Origin of the sequence: Rathayibacter sp. AY1F6 (assembly GCF_002932035.1) — a bacterium.
Lineage (GTDB): Bacteria > Actinomycetota > Actinomycetes > Actinomycetales > Microbacteriaceae > Rathayibacter.
Genome location: NZ_PSVD01000002.1, coordinates 74,302 through 91,395, shown reverse-complemented (window position 1 = coordinate 91,395; position 17,094 = coordinate 74,302). Strand labels below are relative to the sequence as shown.

Here is a 17,094-nt window from a genome sequence, read left to right as displayed (position 1 = left end):
CCCTCACGCCGACAGCAGCTGGAACCGCTCCCGCGCCGCTCCGCCGGCGACGAGGTCCGCGAGCAGCTCGCCCAGGACCGGGCCGAACGTGAAGCCGTGCCCCGAGAACCCGGTCGCCAGAGTCACGCGGCCCACGCGGTCGAGCACGAAGTCCTCGTCGGGCGTGCTGTCGTAGAGGCAGCTGATCGGAGCGGCGCTCGCCGCGTCCGCGCCCGGGATCCACTCCGCGACGTAGCCGACGAGGCGGGCGAGCGCTCGGGGCTCGGGCTCGAAGGTGCGCTCGTCCGGATCGACGACGACACCGGTGCTGTGCTCGCCCACCTTCACCCCGACTCCGGGCGTCGCGAGCCCGTAGACGACGGGCAGGCCGGCGCGATGGTGGGCGAAGCTCGGCCACGAGTCGAGGGGCAGGTCCGTCGCGAAGTGCGCGGGCTGCTCCTGCGTGACGCGCAGCGGAGGGAGGCGTCGGCCGGCCGCGCGGACGAGGCCGTTCACGAGCGGCGGCGTCCAGGATCCGCCGGCCACGACGACCGCGTCGGCGTCGAGAGCGCCGTCGGTGGTCAGCACGCGCACGTCGTCGGCGCGCTCCTCGATGCCCAGCACGCGCGTCCGCGTCCGGAGGACGGCGCCGCGTCCGAGGGCGGAGTCGAGCATCGCGTCGATCGCGGCCGCCGCGTCGAGGCGTCCGCCCTCGGGGTGCAGCAGGACGTCGGTCTCGAAGCGGAGTCCCGGCCAGCGCCGCTGCGCCTCGTCCGCCCCGATCCGCACCACGGTGATCCCGTCGCGCAGGAGGACAGCCTCGACGGCGGCCAGGACGGCGGGGTCGCCGTGGTCGATCGCGCCGACCGGGTGCAGCAGGCGGCGGCCGGTCTCGGCCTCCAGCCGTGCCCAGGCGCGCCCGGCCCGTCCGGTGAGGGCGCGGTAGGCGTCCTCGAGGTAGCCGCGGCGGAAGATGCGCGTCTCGCCGTGGGATGAGCCGCGGTCGTGGCCCCGCTCGAACTGCTCGACGAGCACCACGCGATCGCCGCGCTCGGTGAGGGCGCGGGCTGTCGCCGCTCCGACCAGGCCGGCTCCGATGACGACGACCTCACGGGTCACGGGGTCTCCCGGGAGGCGCGGCGCACGCCGAGCAGGACCACCAGGCGGAGGAACCCGACGAGTCCCATGCCGATCAGCGCGGCGATCAGCATCAGCACGGCGACACCGGCCACCCAGGTCGTGTCGCCCGTCAATGACTGCGCCGCGAACTCGGTGCAGAACAGCGCCAGCCCGGCGTAGCTCAGGATGAGGACGGTGATCGTACCGGGACGGCGGAGGCGCTGCGCAGGCGTCCGCCAGAGGGCCGGCGGCTCAAGCCAGCGGCGCAGCAGCCGGATCACGAGGGTGCCGACCAGGCCGAGGAAGCCGGCCGCGATCAGGATGATGCCCGCGCCTCCCAGCCCCGACGCCTCGACGCCGGCCAGCTCGAGGGCGATCCCGATCGCGACGCCGACGGCTCCTGCGCCCCCCGCGATCATGGCCGCCCACACTCCGAAGCCGCCGCGGAGGACGCTCTCACGCTCGGGACGTGACGGGTCGGCGTCCATCGGACGCTGCTGACGCGGACGGATCGGCGCAGGGGGAGCCGACGCCGGCGCTGCTGCCGGAGCGGCCGCGGACTCGGACACGCCCCAGACCGGAGCGGCGTCCGGCGTCTGCGACTCGATCACGTTCTCCCGCACCGGCACGTAGCGCAGCGGCGCGTCGATCCGCACCTGCGGCCGCCCGCGCACGACGATCGTCGCCTCCAGGTCGGCCCCGCGCTCCAGCGCGACGGGTCCGAGGAGGAGCCCGACCGCCGGATCGATCCGCCACGCGTCCGACCGGGGAGCCGACCCGTACCACTCCGCCGACACGGCCCCGCCGAGATCGACCGCGATCGGCCGCCCGTCGGTGTAGCTCGTCACCGGCACGAGCGACCGGCCGGAGTTGCGCACCCGCGCGCCCACCCGCCACCAGTCGTCCCCGGCGTGCGTCAGCCGCACCTCGACGTCGACCAGCGATGCCGGCACCGCCCGCCGCCGTCCGATGACCACCGCGACGACCGCGAGCCCGGCGATGACCAGCCCGCCGAGCAGGCCGACCACTCCGATGAAGATCTCCATGGGAGCAGTCAAGCAGGCGCGGGTCGCCGATGCGGGCGCGACGAGGTGGCCTCCGGGAGGCTCGATCCCGGCCGTCGACGCCGTCGCTCCGCGCGGCCGCCCCGTTCCCGACGCTCCGCCCGACCGTCGAGCCCGGAGCGGGTCACTCCGCATACTGAGGAGGCGCGTCGCGTCGACCGCATCGCGGGTCTCGTGGCAGGAGGGGTCGATCATGCGCCACTGGCCTACGTCCCCCGTGCGCCGGCGCCCTCGTCGACGGGCCGGCGCGATCCTCGCTCTGCTGGGGGCCGCGGCGCTCGCCGCCGCAGCCGTCGCACTGTCGGACACGGCGGGAGGAGGCGGACCGGAGGCGGTGTCCTCCTCGGCCGGTGCTTCTGCGGCGTCGAGCAGTCCGGCTGCTCCCGCGCCGAGCAGCCCCTCGGCGGACGTCGAGCCGTCCGCTCCGGAAACGGAGCCGTCCGCTCCGTCCCTCGCGACGCTGGCCGCTCTCCCCTCGGTCGAGGGCCCCGCCGCCGTCCCCTACGACCGCGACCTCTTCGGACAGGCGTGGTCGGACGTCGACCGCAACGGCTGCGACACCCGCAACGACGTCCTCGGCCGTGACCTGCTCGCCCCCGTGTTCAAGCCCGGCACCCGCGACTGCAAGGTCCTCACCGGCACCCTGATCGACCCCTACGACGGCACCTCGGTCGCCTTCGTCTCCGGGACCGACACGTCCCGCCTCGTGCAGATCGACCACGTCGTCGCCCTCGGCTGGGCCTGGCACCACGGCGCCTGGTCGTGGACGGACGACCAGCGCCTCGCCTTCGCGAACGACCCCGCGAACCTCGTCGCCGCCTCCGAGCAGACGAACCGCGCGAAGAGCGACGCCGGCCCGGGGGAGTGGCTGCCACCGGCTGCGGAGCTGCGCTGCGGGTACGTGGAGCAGTTGGTGGGAGTGCTGAGCGAGTACGGGCTGGGGATCGACGCTCGGGATCGTGCGGCGGCGGAAGCGGTGTTGGTGGGGTGCGGGGAGTGAGGACTCAGGACACAAGGACAGCTGCGGAAATGGCCGATCGATGAGGCGTGCCGTGGCCAGCGTTTTTCTCCTGCACCGGAAGGCCGACCTTAGCTGCGACAGCCATGGCGGAACGATCAGTAGCAGTGTCCGACGCCGGAGCGCTCGCGGCACTGCGTCGTCGCACCGACCATGGTCATTCTCAAGGTGCGGCAGTACGGTTGTGACCCCGGGGTGGTCCCGCCGCGGCGCGATCCGGGCCTGAAGCCGGGGCTAACACCTGAGTGGCTTCGGAAGGCCGTGACATGCAGGGGCAGCAAATAATATGTAGGCCGATCTGAGAAGCGGTAGGAAACACTTTGCTAGATCTGCAAAACCTTGCTGACGCGAACCAAGCCAACTTGCGGGCAAAAGCGGCTGCCACGATAGCCCAAGATAAAACTGGCCGAATAGCCGAATTTCATACTTTCTTACAAGCTTCTCAAGCGAGTAGTAATGTTGATGCATTTAAATTGGCACATTTTGAAAAAATTGGTCGCATAGTCGATGGGCGGGCTTTTCAAATTTCTGTCGCGGGTAACGAGGCGGAAGGTTTAGAAAAATTTCGAGAAACCCAAAAAGGCTACTACGCTCGACGCGAGACGTTCGAGCAGGCCTGCGTCAGAGGGGTCGAATTTATCTACTTCGCGCTGAACGCAGGTAATCTTGGCACGCAGGGACAATACGGACCTTATTGCGTTGTTGTCGCGAATCCTCAGGGGGGCGGAAGATCAGTCGCCGTGACACCTGGCGACTCACTCAAACTGTACGTTGAAGATGATCTAACCTTATTACACGAGAAGCTTGCCGAAACAATCGCCCAGTGGGCGGGACGTGCTGACCTGGCCGTGGAGCTGAAGCACGCAATAGTTCAAGAGGATCATCAAGTGGAGTGGGTTCAGTTGATTTGCGCCCCCGATAACTACATCGAGGTAATTGTCGCTGGTGCCGTCGATCAATCCGATGTGTCCTCTATTCGAATTTCTAAAGACTATGAACGAAAGATAACCGCGTTGCAAAGGAAAGCACGAAAGTCGCTACGGAAAGGTTCAGCCGATCAGCTGTCGTTGGTCGAGCGTAACGAACTTGTCGCGTTTGACGCTGCAAAAAGATTCGTCTCATCGCTAGACGTTTTCGCCGATTGAGGATATTGATGGACTATCGCATCCGGGCTATGCCTCTCGGTGGAGAGAGCTCGATAATTCAGGACAGCAAGAGCAAGTATTGGATGGTCCCGGCCACCGGCGTTGAGGACCTATACGAGGTGACGGCGGAGGCTGCGGACGAGGCTGTCCAAAAATACTCGTGGCTTGCGCTTGATGTCCCGTTCAATACTTGGGATCAGCATGAGGATATTAAAAACTCTGCAGCAGTGGAGATCAGCGCCACCTATGACGTTGACATGGGCTCGTTCACCTTAGAGGACGCCGAACGATTCATTCAATTCGCGCTCGAAGAGATTCAGGACGATTGGAGAGAAGCATTGGATATTCTCATCGACTTATGGCTCAATGCGCCAGTGGTCAAGAGGCATGAGCCGTGTGCGAGTCGTGTAAAAGCATTGATGACAGACCTCTTATTCGACCAGAGCGATGAGGTTGTACCAGTGCGCTCTACGCAACGGCTGGGCCCGAGATCACGGGAACACATTCGTGCAAAAGAGAGAATGGTTCTAGCGTAAAGCCATGCGGACAATAACGTTCTACTCCTACAAAGGCGGTACCGGGCGGACGCTGTTAATCGCAAACATGGCCATACTTGCTGCTCGTCTTGGGCTAAAGGTTGCAGCAGTGGACCTAGACCTTGAAGCTCCAGGTCTTTCGTACAAACTCCTTCGAAAAAGCAGCCGGTCCGAAGGCCTTGCAACATGGCTAAATCGCACAACTAGCCGCTATTCGCCAAACTTATCAGAATTCTTTGTCAATATTGCAATCCCGTCTCCGATCAATCCCGGGGGCGAGTTGCATATGCTCCCAGCTGGTCGCCCGGAGACTCAGCAATACCTTCGTGAAATGCGAGATCTTCAGCGGAACGGAATCTTCGAAGAGGATATCGCAATCGACCTTTTATTGAGGCTTAAAAACGAGATAGAAGACCTCTTTGCACCCGACCTGTTACTGATAGATAGCCGAACCGGCATAACGAACACAAACGCAGTAACGACTCGTGTCCTCGCGGATGACGTCGTTGCGCTGACGCTCGATAATCTTGAGCAACTTGATGGTACAAGAACGATTCTCAGGTCGCTGTCTACCTTACGCGGAGCATCGAACGGCGGCCCTCTGAACCTTAACTTAGTGGTTAGTCGCGTTCTTGGAAGACGAGTGGGCATCGGGGATTTCGAAGCCACGCCAGCCGAGGCAACGATGCTGGAAAGAATCCAGACGTTTATGACTCAACCAGCATTTCCACTAAATCAAACGCTCAGACAGCTGCCGACCTTCATGTTGCACACCGATGCATCACTTGCTCGTGGCGAATTTCTCGCGATGGGTCGAACGTCCGTATTTAATGCGTCGTCACTTCATGCCGATTACGTAAGGTTTGCTGAATCGGTCCTCGGTAACACGGTCGATGATCTAATTAGCTTCGCTCTGGATTCCGGGAATCTGCAAGCGGACAACAATAAAAGCTTTTTTCTTCGTAATGACGCGTTCAGATCGAAGCTTGATGCTCAAAGAATGAGCGCCGATTATGACAAACGACTGACCGGGAGCGGCGATCCATTTATAAAGCAACCAAGACATCGTTCAGTAGAGGACAGGCGAGACGACTACCGTCTTCTGAGGGCCGCGCGAGAAGCTGACCTTCGGAGTATCGAGCAGGCCAAGTATGGAGATCTCGACGTTGCTATAGAAGCGTCGAGGCAAGCCGTTGGGGCATGGCGTGAAGCCCAAACACGTTTTGAAGGCCAATACGTAGATAAGTTAGGCGCTTCGCTCTCTCGTTTAGGTGCAACGCTGACCGTGGGAGGCAAAGTACGCGACGCTCTGGAGGTCCTCGAGGAGGCAATTGAGGTGCTTTCCGGCGTTCCACCAACGAAGACACATGCCGCTAGAACCTATCTCGCAACCAGCCTTTACAACGCCAGTATCAATTCTGCAAGTCAAGCAAAATGGCACCGCAGCGCGCTTCTTGCGGCAAAAGCAGCGGCCGAGTTTCGCCTTCTCGAGGCGGTTTATGTAGGATCGTATCAGAAGCGTTTAGCTGATGCTTTACTCGCTTCTGCCGTCGCTTATCGTGCAGTCGGCAACCTGGCGGAGAGTGAGAAGCTTGCAAACGAGGCGCTAGGGCTTTATATGGACGCTGTCAGCTCGAGGGATGACGCCTCTGCTGAGACCGGAAAAGAAATTCGGGACACTGCCTCTATTGAAGCAGTGAGCAATGCGGTCGTTGAACTTGCTAGAATTCACTCTCTGCTTGGAGACACCGCATCTGAAGTAAAAACTCTCCAGTCAGCTTCGGAATTTGTAAGAAAATATTCTGACATCCTTAGTGAGAAGGACGTTGGGACCTTCGCGGGCATAATTCTTCGGCTCGCGGCTGCCGAGCTCGATGGTGGTGAACTTTCGCTCGCTATTGAGCACGCGTCGCAAAGTATCGAAATGGTTAGAGCAACAAATGGCGCGAAAGCGGGCTCAGCCCTGGCGTTGGCTTCTGCTCTGAACTTCCGTAGTGACGCATTGATTCAGGGCGGAGACTTTCACGCGGCCATCGTTGATTGTCTCGAAGTTGTCACGCTCCTTCGAGAAGTCGATGAAAGCGATCAAAATTTGCTCGCGCTTGCGGATGCTCTTCTACGGCTTAGTTTTTTGCGTGGGGAGTCGGGTGAGGAGAAGTTAGCAGTTTCTGCAGCCGAAGAAGCTTTAGAAAGGTTGCGTTCATCTGGATCTATTTCTGATGAAGAGTCGGCGAGAGTTCTAAGATCCGCTATTGCTGTCTTCGAGAAGCTTGGACTGCGGAGTCGTAGTCTCGAATTATCTAGAGAAGTAGTTTCTTTGTTGGAGAAACTTGCCGCGGGGTCGCCTCTTGAGTACGATCCGGAGTTGGCGCAGGTGTTGGTTAAAAGAGGGGAAATCGCCCAGCAACTAGAGGATTTGGACGATGCGCAGATCAGTCTTCGCAGGGCTGTCGCTATTTACCGAGGTCTTTACACGCGTATGCCGAGGCGTTATGGAGCGGCATTAAGCGAGGCGTTGACTCGTTTTTCTGACTTAGTGGAGCAAAGGGGTCTCCTACAAGACGCTGAATCTATTCGCAAAGAGGCGTTTTTTATTTTAAAGAAGTCGACAACCGGATCCTAAGGACGTTCCTCCATTTCAGGTTCGATGGTAACGTCCGGAGCGTTTAAAGCCAGATTCCTCTTATTGCGCATGTGAGGCGGGAACTGAAAGAGGACAAGTTGGCTTAGTACCAGCGCCTCGCCTTCGCGAATGACCCCGCGAACCTCGTCGCCGCCTCCGAGCAGACCAACCGCGCGAAGAGCGACGCCGGTCCGGGGGAGTGGCTGCCGCCGGCCGCGGAGCTGCGCTGCGGGTACGTGGAGCAGTTCGTGGGAGTGCTGAGCGAGTACCGGCTCGGTATCGACATTCGCGACCGGGCGGCGGCGGAGGCGGTGCTGGCGGGGTGCGAAGGAGTGAGGGGGAGAACATATTTCCTCCGACGGAGGGTCGTTTCGACGCCGCAATAACGCCAGATGCGACCGGATGAGCGTTTCTCGCTTCCCTCCGGATAGTGAGCAAAGATGTTTTTTGTGACCTCTTTTCTGGGACACAAGCGGCAGAACGGCCGGCACAGCCGCAAAATGAGCAACTCTGTCGCTAACACGAGTGCATCTCGACAGAAGGTACGTCGAGCATTCTTAGTCTCATGAGATGCCTCCCGTTACTCCCGCCACACTCTCGCTTGAACTGGGCGTTTCCCAGCGTCGAATCCGAAGCCTCCTCCGCTCCTCCTACGGAACTCTTCCCGCTGAGGAATCTCGGTGGGATCTGACCGAAGAGCAGGCGGAGGCTGTCCGCTCCCGTCTGCTTCGAAGAGACACCACCGAGCGTCGGTTCACCTTGGAAGTGGGCGACCAGGTCCTCCGGCGTGATATTCACCGCGCCTACGGAGGGCAGCAGCAGCAGGGGATCGTGACGCCGCGAGCGCTCCGTGAAATCTTCATCTTCACCGATCCGGCGAAGGGAGCTCGATACGGCTACGACCGGTTCGAGGGACTTCGCGAGGACGGGTCCTACTCCTACACGGGAGAAGGGCAGGTCGGTGACCAGGTTTTTCTTCGCGGCAACAAGGCTCTCCGGGACGCGGCGCAGGATGGGCGGGTGCTTCGGCTGTTCACGGTGCAGGGAACGAGCGTGACCTATATCGGTGCCTTCACGACAGGGACTCCGACCTACCGGTGGGAGATCATCCCGGACACCGAAGGGACGCAGCGACGCGGCATCATCTTCACTCTCCTGCCGCTTGCGGCGGACATCACTCGGCTGCCGACCTACGGTGGCACACAGGAGTCCGCCGCCTCGCTCGGCGACTGGACGCCTCCCGAGCACTCCGACATCGTCATCGCGGGTGCGGATGTCAGCCCTCTCGATGACCGGGTCGTCTCCCGAATCGAGTTCGAGCTGCAGTCCGACTTTGGGCTCTGGCTGACCGAGAACGGCACGCCGCCCAGTCGTCTGACGCTCCCGGTCGGCAGCTCACGGGTCGAGCCGGACCTCTACGTCCGATCGAGCGGCTGGATTGTCGAAGCCAAGAAGTCGACCGCCCGGTCCTTCGTCCGCATGGCCATCGGGCAGGTGCTCGACTATGCCCATCTTGCGCAGCGCGAGGGCTACGCGGCAGTCCCCGTCATCCTGCTTCCCGGTCGCCCGGAAGAGGACATGCTGGATCTCATCCGCAGCCTCTCGATCATCACAGCGTTCAGGTCTGACGAGGGCTTCGACCTCATCGATCCGTAGAGGAAAGAAGCCGAACGGCCGGCAGATCGGGGTGGGCCCACTCCAGTCCGGGGAGTTCGCTCGGAAGGAGCCAGAGGAGTTGGTCGTGGTCGGTGCTCTCCGTGGGGCGTGGGCCACGAACCACGGCTCGGAAGCAGTGCAACCGAATGGTGAGAGCGCCGACCTCCGTTTCGTCTGACGTCAGCTTGGGGCCGACCTCGATCTCCACGCTCAGCTCCTCGCGGATCTCCCTCTCGAGGGCGCCTTCAGCCGTTTCGCCAGGTTCTCTCTTGCCGCCGGGAAATTCCCAGAGCCCGCCCGCCGCCTTGTCCGCCCGCCGACGGCAGGCGAGAATACGGCCGCGATCGCTGATGACCGCCGCAACGACGTCGAGAGTGTCCACGTGTCCATCATGCCGACACCGGTGCAACGACCGCCCTATACGCGATGGCCGTGCGCACCCCCCTCTTTGACGCCCCACCCACCCCCGTGTTACGTTCGCTCTCGGACATGTGACTGGTCGTGCAGGCAGGATCCGACGAAACGCGTAATGAGCGTCGTCGGGTCCTTTTTTTGTGCCCGGACGCCTCCTGACGCTCCGCCGGAGCACCGATGACGGTGCCGGAGGGGGCGGGGACGGCGACGGACGGCCGGGCAGCACAGCGCAGGGAAGCGCGCGTCCCCACACACCCGGAGGAGTACCGATGAGTACCCAGGAGAGCGCGAAGGCGATCCTCGAGCACGTCGGCGGCGCCGCCAACGTGGCGAAGCTGCAGCACTGCTCGACCCGTCTGCGGTTCGCGCTGGCGGACGACGCGAAGGCCGACGTCGAGGCGCTGAAGGCGGTGCCCGGCGTGATCGGCGTCGTCACAGGCCCGCAGACGCAGGTCATCGTCGGCAGCGGCGTCAGCGAGATGTACGCGGCGGTCGAGAAGCTGCGCGGCGGCACCACCGCATCCGTGGAGCAGGCGAAGCAGCCGCGGTCCCTCAAGCGCCTCGGCGCGACGATCATGGACTTCGTGGTCAGCGTCTTCACGCCGATCATCCCGGCCATCGCGGGCGCCGGCATCTTCAAGTCGTTCCTCGTCCTCGCCTCGGCGCTGGGCTGGCTCGACCCGGCCTCCGACAACTTCAAGCTGCTGTCCGCCATCCCGGACGCGGTGTTCGGCTTCCTGCCGCTGCTCGTCGCCTACACGAGCGCGAAGAAGCTCGACGTGAACCGGCCGCTCGCGCTCGGGCTCGTCGGCGTCCTGGTCTTCCCGGCGTTCACGACGCTGCTCAACCAGGAGGGCGGCGTCGCGCTCTTCGGCATCCCGGTGCCGGTCATCGCCTACAACGCCCAGGTGTTCCCGGCGATCCTGGCCGTGCTGCTGCTCTCGGTCGTCGAGCGCTTCTTCACGAAGCACTCGTGGGGCCCGATCCGCACGTTCTACGTGCCGCTGATGTGCCTCGTGATCGTCGCTCCGGCCACGATCTTCCTGCTCGGCCCTCTCGGCTACTGGCTCGGCTCGATGCTCACCGGCGCGATGATCGGCCTCTACGGGGCGCTCGGCTGGGTGGCCGTCGCGCTGCTGGCCGGCGTGCTCCCGCTGATCATCTCGGTCGGCATGCACAAGGCGTTCATCCCGCCGACCATCGCGACGATGGCCAGCGCGGGCAAGGACACCTTCTACCTCGCCTCCTCGCTCGCCCATAACGCGGCGGAGGCGGGCTCCAGCCTCGCGATCGCCCTGCGCACCAAGAGCGCGACCCTCCGCGCCACCGCCTTCTCGGGCGGCCTCTCGGCCCTCTTCGGGATCACCGAGCCGGCGCTCTACGGCGTCACGCTGCAGAACAAGCGCGCCCTGGTCTCCGTCATCACGGGCAGCGTCGTCGGAGGCGCCTACATCGGCGCCACGCAGGTCGCCGCGTTCGCGCTGGTCAGCCCCGGCGTCGCGAGCATCTCGATGTTCATCGACGGGCTGAACCCCTGGAACCTGCTCAACGCCGTGATCGGCCTGCTGATCTCGGTCGCCGTCTCGTTCGTCGTCTCCTTCGTCATCTGGCGCGACGACGCCTCCGCCAGCGTCCAGGCGCTCGGCGACGTGGCGGCCGCCGCCGGGAGCCCGCTCGCGCTGCAGGCGCCACTCGCCGGCTCCGTCATCCCCCTCTCGGAGGTGCCGGACCCCGTGTTCTCGGCCGGCGTGCTCGGCGAGGGGCTGGCGATCCGCCCCACGGACGGAGCCGTCCGGGCGCCGTTCGCGGGCGAGGTCATCGCGCTGCTCTCCTCTCGCCACGCCGTGGGGCTGCGCCGCGCGGACGGCGTCGAGGTGCTCATCCACGTCGGCATCGACACGGTGCAGCTGGACGGCGCGCCGTTCGAGGCGCACGTCGCGGTCGGCGACCGGGTCGAGGCCGGGCAGCTGCTCCTCACCGCCGACCTGGCCGCGATCACCGCGGCCGGCTACGACACCACGACCCCGGTGCTCGTGACCAACTCCGCCGAGTACACCGTGCTCGTCGAGGCCGCCGAGCGGATCACCGCCGGCGACCGGATCATGACCGTGACGCAGAAAGAGAAGGAGCTCGCCGATGGCGCTTCCTGACGGATTCCGATGGGGCGGCGCCCTCGCCGCCAACCAGGTCGAGGGCGCGTGGCGCGAGGGCGGGCGCGGCCCGGCGGTCAGCGACGTCGCCTCCTACAAGCCGAAGGCGGACCCGAAGGAGTACGCGATCCACCACCGCAACACGGTGGAGAGCATCACGGCGGCGATGTCCGACGACGACACCGAGTACTACCCCAAGCGCCGCGGCATCGACTTCTACCACCGCTACCCCGGCGACCTCGCGCTGTTCGCCGAGATGGGCTTCACCACCCTCCGCGTCTCGATCGCCTGGACCCGCCTCTACCCGACGGGGGATGAGGCGGAGCCGCTCGAGGAGGGCATCGCCTACTACCTCGCCCTCTTCACCGAGATGCGGCGCCTCGGGATCGAGCCGCTGGTCACGCTCTCGCACTACGACCCGCCGCTCGCGCTCGCGCTGAAGCACAACGGCTGGGTCGACCGCCGCACGATCGGGCTGTTCGAGCGCTTCGCCCGGACCTGCTTCGAGCGCTTCGGCCATCTCGTCGACATGTGGCTGACCTTCAACGAGATCGACGGCATCATCCGCCACCCGTTCACCTCGGGCGGGATCATCGAGGAGACCGTCGAGGGCAGCGTGGAGCAGGCCTGCTACACGGCGCTGCACCACCAGTTCGTCGCCTCCGCCTCGGTCACGAGGACGCTGAAGGAGCTGTGGCCCGAGTCGCGGATGGGCTGCATGCTCACGATGCTGACCACCTACCCCAACACCTGCCACCCCGACGACGTCGCGGCGACGCAGGCGAAGGAGCGGATGCTCTACCTCTGCACCGACGTCCAGGCGGGCGGCGCCTACCCGCGCCTGGCGCTGCGGGCGCTCGAGAGCCGCGGGGTCGAGATCCCGTTCGAGGCGGGCGACGTCGAGCTGCTGCGCGAGCACCCGGTCGACTTCATCTCGTTCAGCTACTACATGTCGATGACGGAGTCGGTCCGCCCCGACGCCGAGCGCACCCCCGGCAACACGGTCCTCGGCGTCAAGAACCCGTTCCTCGAGTCGAGCGAGTGGGGCTGGCAGATCGACCCCATCGGGCTGCGGATCTCGCTGATCGACCTCTACGACCGCTACGGCAAGCCGCTGTTCATCGTCGAGAACGGGCTCGGGATGCGCGACGAGCTGACCGAGGACGGCCGGGTCCACGACCCGTACCGGATCGACTACTTCCGCGCGCACTTCGAGCAGATGATCCAGGCGGTGGACGAGGGCGTGGAGCTGCTCGGCTACGTGAGCTGGGCACCGATCGACCTGATCAGCGCCTCCAGCTCGCAGATCTCGAAGCGCTACGGGTTCGTCTACGTCGACATGGACGACCTCGGCCACGGCAGCACCGAGCGCTACCGGAAGGACTCGTTCTTCTGGTACCAGAAGGTCATCGCCTCCAACGGCGCGGATCTGGGATGATCCTCCTCTGCCCGGAGGCGCCGTCCGGCTCTCCGGGCAGAGGCCCCGCCACCCCCACCCCAGCCCTGACGCGGCCGTCGATGGAGACACGCATGCAGACCATCAAGAAGGTGCTCAACTCGAGCGTCGTCCTCGTCGTCGACGAGCGCGGCGTCGAGCGCGTGCTCCTGGGCAGGGGGATCGGCTTCGGAGCGAAGGCCGGCGAGGCGATCGAGCCCTCGAGCGTCGACCAGGTGTTCGTGGCGCTGGACGACTCGGATCAGCGCAACCTCGTCGAGCTGCTGGCGCAGATCCCGCCGGAGTTCGTCGAGCTCACCCGCGCCGTCGTCGCCGACGCGGAGGAGGAGGGGCTGAAGCTCGACCCGCACGTGTACCTCGCGCTCACCGACCACCTGCACTTCGCGGTGGAGCGGCAGCGGCGCGGGCTCTCGGTCGCCAACCGGCTGGCCTGGGAGATGCGGACGGTCTACCCCGTGCAGTACGCGGTGGGGGAGCGGGCGGTCGAGCGGATGCGCGAGCGCCTGGACGTGGAGCTGCCCGCCGACGAGGCCGCGAACGTCGCGTTCCACCTCGCCAACGCGGAGCTCGGCAAGGTCGGGATCGACTCGCTCCGGATCGTGCAGCTCATCCGCTCGGTGACCGCGATCATCCAGCACTCCAGCGGAGCCGCGCTCGACCGCGACGACCTCCGCTCCGCCCGCTTCGTGGCGCACCTGCAGTACTTCGCCGAGCGCTTCTTCTCGGGCGGCCTGCTCGAGAGCGAGGACGACTTCCTCTTCACCAGCCTCAGCGCCCGCTACCCGCGCGCGATCGCCTCCGCCGAGCGGGTCCGCTCCTTCGTGGCGGCCGAGTACCAGGCCGCCCTGCCCAACGAGGAGGTCGCCTTCCTGGCCCTCCACATCGCGCGCGCCGCTCCGGAGTAGCGCGCTGACCCCGGAGAACCGCATGCACCGCACCACCTCCGCCCGCCCGACGACGCCCGCGAGCGCGCGCCCGTGACCGGCACGATCCACCTCGTCCGCCACGCCGAGACCCTCTTCAACGTCGCCGGCCAGCTGCAGGGCTGGTGCGACTCGCCGCTGACCGAGCGCGGCGAGCGCCAGGCGGCGGCCCTCGGCGAGCGGATGCGCGGCGTGCCGCTCGTCGCGGCGTTCACGAGCGACCTCACCCGCACCCGCACCACGGCGGCGGCGGCGCTCGCCGGGCACCCGTCGCTCGAGGCCGAGCCGATGGTCGAGCTCCGCGAGTGGCACTTCGGCGCCTTCGAGGGGCAGCCGAACGCCTCGCTCTGGGAGCCGGTGTTCGCCGACCACGGCTACTCCTACGTGCCCTCCTCCGCCGACTGGCCGCGGATGACCGACGCCGGGCTCGACTCGGTGCTCGACGCGATCCACCGCCACGACCCCTCCGGCCGGGCCGACAGCGGTGCCACCGTGCGCGCCCGCGTGGAGGCCGCGATCGCGCGGTTCGCGCCGGCGGCGGAGCACGGGGACGTGCTGGTCGTGACCCATGGAGCGGTGCTGGGGAGCATCCTCCGCGCGCTCGACCCCGCGCACCGGCCGCAGCGGGGCTACCCGAACTGCGCGGTCGTGTCGGTGACGGACGGCGTCATCGGCGAGGTCGACGGGAGCTGCGCGACGGCCTGACCCCGCTCCTCCTCCTCCACGGACGCCCCTGTGCGCTCCGGTCGCCGACCGGACGAGCACGGGGGCATCCGTCGTGCTCGGGACGCCGGCGGCCCGCACCCGGGCCGCCCCCGGACCTGCACGCGCGGCCGCCTCGGGACCTGCACGTCCGGTGATCCGGGACCTGCACTTTCGGCCACCTCGGCGCTGTACCGAAGTACAGGAGCCCGTCGCGAGAGCGTCCGTAGCGTCTGAGGAGTCAAGAGAAACGACTTCGAGGAGATGACATGCGAGGGCTTCAGCTCAGCGGCGTGAGCCGTGCATTCGGCGGCCACCGGGTCCTGCACGACGTGGACCTGTCCGTGGGCCGCGGCGAGATCGTCGGCTTCATCGGCGGCAACGGCGCCGGCAAGACCACGACGATGCGGCTGATCCTGGGCCTGCTCACCCCCGACACGGGGACCATCACCTGGGACGGCGCGCCGATCACCGCCGAGGACCGCCGCTCGATCGGCTACATGCCGGAGGAGCGCGGCCTCTACCCGCAGATGCGGGTCCGCGAGCAGGTGATCCACTTCGCTCTGCTCGAGGGGCACGACGCCCGGGGAGCCCGTGAGACCGCCGAGGAGGTGATCGACGCGCTGGGCCTGGCCGAGCGGGCCGACACGCTGGTGCAGGACCTCTCGCTCGGCAACCAGCAGCGCGTGCAGCTGGCCGTGTCCCTGGTGGGCGATCCGTCGCTCCTGGTGCTGGACGAGCCCTTCTCGGGGCTCGACCCGGTCGCCGTGGAGACGATGGCCGGCCTGATCCGGCAGCAGTCCGCCCGCGGCGTCGGCGTGCTCTTCTCCTCCCACCAGCTCGACCTGGTCGAGCGCCTCTGCGACACCGTCTGCGTGCTCGACTCCGGCCGTGTGACCGCGAGCGGAGCGGTGGCCGAGCTGCAGGACGACGGCCGCAGCCGCTGGCAGCTGCAGTTCTCCCGCCCCCTGGACGAGCGGCTCGTCGCCGAGCTCGGCGTCACACCGGGACTGTCGGCCGAGCCGGTCCCCGGTGAGCCGGAGTCGCTGCTCGTCTCGATCGAGGGCAGCGGCCGGGACGTCCCCGAGCAGGTGCTCGCGACCCTCACCCGCCACGGCGGCCTCCGGAGCATCCGCACCGCGCAGCGCTCGCTGACCGAGCTGCTGTCCGAGCGGCTCACCGCCGCCTCCACCCCTGCGGCCGAGCGCCGCCTCGAGATCCAAGGAGCAGGACGATGACCACCACGCACCCCCGCGCCGCCCACGCCCGGACCGCCGAGAGCTCCGCTCCTCCGACGCCGGCCCGGGGAGCCGCGACGATCGTCCGCCGCGAGATCCTGACCCGCACCGGGAACCGCACGATCCTCACCGCGACCCTCGCGCTGGCCGCGATCGCCGGCCTCGGCGCCGGGATCGGCGGCTGGTTCCTGGTCGACGCGACGAGGGAGGCGGGGACCGTGGTCCTCGACACCCGGATCCTGTTCGCGACCGCGATGATCAGCGCCCTGCTCGCCGCGATGGTCTACTCCTCGTCGAGTCTGGCCTCGGGGGTGGTCGAGGAGAAGTCGTCCCGGATCGTCGAGATCCTGCTGACGAAGATCGGCGTCGCCCCGCTGCTCGCCGGGAAGATGATCGGCGTCGGCCTGGTGACCCTGGCCCAGCTGCTCGTGATCGGCGGCGCCGTCGTCGGCGGGTTCAGCGTGGTCGGCGGGTGGTCGGTCCTCGAGATCGAGCTCGGCCCGAGCCTGGTCTGGTTCCTCGTCTGGTTCCTGCAGGGCTACGTGCTCTTCGCGCTCCTCAGCACCCTGCTCGCCTCGACCGTGTCGAGGCAGGAGGACCTGGGCACCGCCGCCATGCCGCTCTCCGTCGTGCAGATGGCGCTGCTGATCATCGCGCTCTACGTGGTGCCGGCGAACCTCGACGAGGCCTGGGTGCACGCGCTCTCCTTCGTCCCCCTCTTCTCCTCCTACCTGATGCCGATGCGCTTCGGCCTCGACTCGGTCGGCACCCCCGAGATGGTGATCGCCGCCGTCGTCGCCGCGATCACGGTGCCGCTGCTGTTCCGCCTGGTCGTCCGCGTCTACCGCAACAACGCGCTCCGCACCGGCTCCCGCGTCTCGCTCCGCGCCTCCCTCAAGGCCGCCGACGCCTCCTAGGCCCGGCTCCCGATATCCACCACCACCACCCCTCGGAAGGACACCACCATGACCACCTCGCGCACCGCCTCGACCCGCCCCTCGCCCCTCAAGAAGCTGCTCGTCAACACCGCCCTCCTCGTCGGGGGAGCGGGCGGCGCCTACCTCGTCGTCA

14 protein-coding genes are annotated in these 17,094 nt (G+C 66.2%); 11 read left to right on the top strand and 3 right to left on the bottom strand.

Going from position 1 to position 17,094, the window contains the following annotated elements; genetic code table 11:
* Positions 1-3 precede the first annotated feature (3 nt).
* Both C5C44_RS02585 and C5C44_RS02580 read right to left on the bottom strand, forming a co-directional pair.
* Positions 4-1,098: an FAD-dependent oxidoreductase gene (locus C5C44_RS02585; RefSeq protein WP_104335220.1), complete on the bottom strand. Its 1,095-nt coding sequence runs from the start codon at positions 1,096-1,098 to the stop codon at positions 4-6.
* Positions 1,095-2,144, bottom strand: coding sequence for a hypothetical protein (locus C5C44_RS02580; protein WP_104335219.1), 1,050 nt, complete (start codon positions 2,142-2,144; stop codon positions 1,095-1,097). The genes C5C44_RS02585 and C5C44_RS02580 overlap by 4 nt, the downstream gene beginning before the upstream one ends.
* Before the next feature lie 211 nt (positions 2,145-2,355).
* Between C5C44_RS02580 and C5C44_RS02575 the strand changes: the two genes are divergently transcribed.
* The 5 genes from C5C44_RS02575 (at position 2,356) to C5C44_RS02560 (ending at position 9,140) form a co-directional block, all read left to right on the top strand.
* Positions 2,356-3,162, top strand: coding sequence for an HNH endonuclease family protein (locus C5C44_RS02575; RefSeq protein WP_104335218.1), 807 nt, complete (start codon positions 2,356-2,358; stop codon positions 3,160-3,162).
* 338 nt (positions 3,163-3,500) lie between these two features.
* Positions 3,501-4,325, top strand: a complete 825-nt coding sequence (locus C5C44_RS16630; RefSeq protein ID WP_146084288.1) for a hypothetical protein — start codon at positions 3,501-3,503, stop codon at positions 4,323-4,325.
* An 8-nt stretch (positions 4,326-4,333) separates the two neighbouring features.
* Positions 4,334-4,861 (top strand): hypothetical protein, encoded by a 528-nt coding sequence (locus C5C44_RS02570; protein ID WP_104335217.1) that lies wholly within the window; start codon positions 4,334-4,336, stop codon positions 4,859-4,861.
* Positions 4,862-4,865: 4 nt separating this feature from the next.
* Positions 4,866-7,484, top strand: coding sequence for a KGGVGR-motif variant AAA ATPase (locus C5C44_RS02565; protein ID WP_104335328.1), 2,619 nt, complete (start codon positions 4,866-4,868; stop codon positions 7,482-7,484).
* Positions 7,485-8,249: 765 nt separating this feature from the next.
* Entirely contained in the window at positions 8,250-9,140 is an 891-nt protein-coding gene (locus C5C44_RS02560; RefSeq protein WP_258063190.1) for a hypothetical protein, read from the top strand.
* Here the strand turns inward: C5C44_RS02560 and C5C44_RS02555 are convergent.
* The gene (locus C5C44_RS02555) at positions 9,127-9,522 is read right to left on the bottom strand and encodes a (deoxy)nucleoside triphosphate pyrophosphohydrolase (protein ID WP_104249724.1); all 396 of its coding nucleotides are present in this window, start codon (positions 9,520-9,522) and stop codon (positions 9,127-9,129) included. The two genes, C5C44_RS02560 and C5C44_RS02555, sit on opposite strands and share 14 nt — an antisense overlap.
* A 301-nt stretch (positions 9,523-9,823) precedes the next feature.
* Here C5C44_RS02555 and C5C44_RS02550 point away from each other — a divergent pair, with 301 nt between their 5' ends.
* From C5C44_RS02550 to C5C44_RS02525, 6 genes are all read left to right on the top strand, one after another.
* The gene (locus C5C44_RS02550; RefSeq protein ID WP_104335216.1) at positions 9,824-11,704 is read left to right on the top strand and encodes a beta-glucoside-specific PTS transporter subunit IIABC; all 1,881 of its coding nucleotides are present in this window, start codon (positions 9,824-9,826) and stop codon (positions 11,702-11,704) included.
* On the top strand, positions 11,691-13,142 hold the full coding sequence (locus C5C44_RS02545; RefSeq protein ID WP_104335215.1) for a glycoside hydrolase family 1 protein: 1,452 nt from the start codon (positions 11,691-11,693) through the stop codon (positions 13,140-13,142). Before C5C44_RS02550 ends, C5C44_RS02545 begins: the two co-directional genes overlap by 14 nt.
* Positions 13,143-13,234: 92 nt before the next feature.
* Complete coding sequence (locus tag C5C44_RS02540) at positions 13,235-14,065, top strand: PRD domain-containing protein (RefSeq protein WP_104335214.1); 831 nt, start codon at positions 13,235-13,237, stop codon at positions 14,063-14,065.
* Positions 14,066-14,137: 72 nt separating this feature from the next.
* Positions 14,138-14,788, top strand: coding sequence for a histidine phosphatase family protein (locus C5C44_RS02535; protein ID WP_104266689.1), 651 nt, complete (start codon positions 14,138-14,140; stop codon positions 14,786-14,788).
* A gap of 290 nt (positions 14,789-15,078) precedes the next feature.
* Entirely contained in the window at positions 15,079-16,023 is a 945-nt protein-coding gene (locus tag C5C44_RS02530) for an ABC transporter ATP-binding protein (protein ID WP_258066633.1), read from the top strand.
* Positions 16,020-16,940, top strand: coding sequence for an ABC transporter permease (locus C5C44_RS02525; protein WP_104225127.1), 921 nt, complete (start codon positions 16,020-16,022; stop codon positions 16,938-16,940). The genes C5C44_RS02530 and C5C44_RS02525 overlap by 4 nt, the downstream gene beginning before the upstream one ends.
* Positions 16,941-17,094 lie beyond the last annotated feature (154 nt).

Excerpts from the sequence above, each read along its gene's own strand:
- C5C44_RS02580 (WP_104335219.1), bottom strand. The coding sequence starts at position 2,144 with ATGGAGATCTTCATCGGAGTGGTCGGCCTGCTCGGCGGGCTGGTCATC.
- C5C44_RS02575 (WP_104335218.1), top strand. The coding sequence starts at position 2,356 with ATGCGCCACTGGCCTACGTCCCCCGTGCGCCGGCGCCCTCGTCGACGG.
- C5C44_RS02570 (WP_104335217.1), top strand. The coding sequence starts at position 4,334 with ATGGACTATCGCATCCGGGCTATGCCTCTCGGTGGAGAGAGCTCGATA.
- C5C44_RS02565 (WP_104335328.1), top strand. The coding sequence starts at position 4,866 with ATGCGGACAATAACGTTCTACTCCTACAAAGGCGGTACCGGGCGGACG.
- C5C44_RS02550 (WP_104335216.1), top strand. The coding sequence starts at position 9,824 with ATGAGTACCCAGGAGAGCGCGAAGGCGATCCTCGAGCACGTCGGCGGC.
- C5C44_RS02545 (WP_104335215.1), top strand. The coding sequence starts at position 11,691 with ATGGCGCTTCCTGACGGATTCCGATGGGGCGGCGCCCTCGCCGCCAAC.
- C5C44_RS02540 (WP_104335214.1), top strand. The coding sequence starts at position 13,235 with ATGCAGACCATCAAGAAGGTGCTCAACTCGAGCGTCGTCCTCGTCGTC.
- C5C44_RS02525 (WP_104225127.1), top strand. The coding sequence starts at position 16,020 with ATGACCACCACGCACCCCCGCGCCGCCCACGCCCGGACCGCCGAGAGC.